The 1758-nt window shown below is 69.1% G+C and carries 1 protein-coding gene; it reads right to left on the bottom strand.

The genetic code is table 11. From position 1 onward, the window contains the following. Window positions 1-23 precede the first annotated feature (23 nt). The gene (locus MFF61_RS32630) at window positions 24-1676 is read right to left on the bottom strand and encodes an ISL3 family transposase (protein WP_238241855.1); all 1653 of its coding nucleotides are present in this window, start codon (window positions 1674-1676) and stop codon (window positions 24-26) included. Window positions 1677-1758 lie beyond the last annotated feature (82 nt).

Genomic DNA, 1758 nt, shown 5'->3' with positions numbered 1-1758 from the left:
GGTTCATTTGAGAGTTTGGTGGATCAGGCTGCCAGGAGGAAACGGCAACGAAGGAGGTCGAGCTTAGCTCGGCCGTACATGCTTCGCTTCAGCAGCTTGAGGCGATTGATCTGCCCTTCTGCCTGGCCGCTGCTCCACGGCAGTTCCAGGCCAGCACGCACCGCCGCACGATCCTGATCAAGGCCGGCGGCGAAACTCTCGACCACGCGTATGCCGCAGCTGCGTGCTTCCGCAACCCATGTGTCAAAGGCCGCCACCGCGGTGGAGCCGGCACGCCGCCCGCCGCAGCCGCTCCGCACGATCCGACAGAACCGGCGAGCAAGACCGACAACCTTGGCCGCCTCGCCATCCTGAAGCACCCGCGCCACCGCCGCGGCGGCTGCGGGATCAAGTTCGTCGGGGTCACGCAAGAGATGCCATGACAGCTGCTTGGGCGACGGAAGGGGCGGTCGAGATGGTGGCTTGGTTGTCGCTGCAGCTGGTGATCGTTGCCAACGCCGGATCGTCGTCTTGGCCGGGCGCGTGCGCCGCTCGTTCAGCCAGCGTCCGACCTGCTTCGGGGTTCCGGGATAGCCAAGGCCGCGAAGCTCGCGCCAAAGCTGCATTGCATTCTCGCAGCCCTGCTCGAGGCGGGCAGAGAGGTGATCGAGGTAGGGATCCAGGATGCTCGGCCCCGGCCCGCGCAGGCCATGGCGTGGGAAGCGAGGGGCGAAGGCGTATTTGCGCACGGTCGCGCGGGCCAGACCGGTCTCGCGATTGATGCGCCGGAGGGACTGCCCCGCTGCAACGCGGCGACGAACGTCATCGTAGAGAGCCTGCCATCGCTCGACGGCCGCAGCCCGCGTGAGCACCTCAGCAGGAGCTCGGGGGTATGCCTTCGTCCGGCGGACCGAGGCCGCGGCGGGTGTCGTCGGGAGCACCTGCTTGAGGCGCGGGTGAACCCGGGCGAGCCAGCGCTCGAGCATCTGCCGGGTGTTGAGCAGCAGATGCCAGCGGTCGGCGACCTGCCGGGCGCCTGGCGCCCCTATCGTGGTCCCGCGTGCGTACTCGGTGGAGCGGTCGCGCGCCACGAGGCGGATCTGCGGCTCGTGGCGGAGCCAGGTCGCCAGCGCGGCGGCTGAACGGTCCGGCAGCAGGTCGAGGGGGCGATGGTGCTCGAGGTCGATCACGATCGTGGCGTAGGTCCGGCCCTTGCGCAGGGCCCAGTCGTCGACACCAACGATCAGCGGTCGCCCTGCGGACGGCAGCGGGAGAGCTCGGACTGCGCGCAGCAGGGTCGTGGCGCTGGTGGGCATGGCCAGCCGCGAGAGCAGGCGGGCGGCAGGCTGGCCGCCGAGCGCGACCCCGGTTCGCGCCTGGGCCTGAGCCAGTCGGCGGGTGCGGTGAGCATAGCGGCCGAGGAGGCTCGGAAAACGTTCGGCGAAGGTGCGACGCCGGCAGCCGGGAGCGTGGCAGTAGAAGCGTCGAACCGTGAGGTGCAATCGCACGATCTTGCCGCAGGCCGGCAGATCACCGGGCCGTCGTTGATAGCGGCTATGGACAGCCGAGCTGGGCGTCCGACAAGTTGGGCAGCGGGCGTGATCGCGTTCGCCTTCTGCGGCGACGACGAGAGCGTTGGGGCCGTCACGTGCCACACGCAGCAGGCGGCATCCGGGAAGATGGCAGAGCAGGGTCATACCCTGATCTGCGGATCGGCAACGGCATCGACCAGACGCTCGCCCTCGCCCTCCCGGATCCACCAAACTCGCCGATGAACCA

The sequence above is a fragment of the Methylobacterium isbiliense genome (assembly GCF_022179325.1).
Taxonomy (GTDB): Bacteria; Pseudomonadota; Alphaproteobacteria; order Rhizobiales; family Beijerinckiaceae; genus Methylobacterium; species Methylobacterium isbiliense.
Note: the sequence above shows the minus strand (reverse complement) of the source record. Positions and strands in the feature narration are given on the sequence as shown.

Coding starts and splice junctions, on each gene's coding strand:
- MFF61_RS32630 (WP_238241855.1), bottom strand. CDS start 1,676: ATGACCCTGCTCTGCCATCTTCCCGGATGCCGCCTGCTGCGTGTGGCA.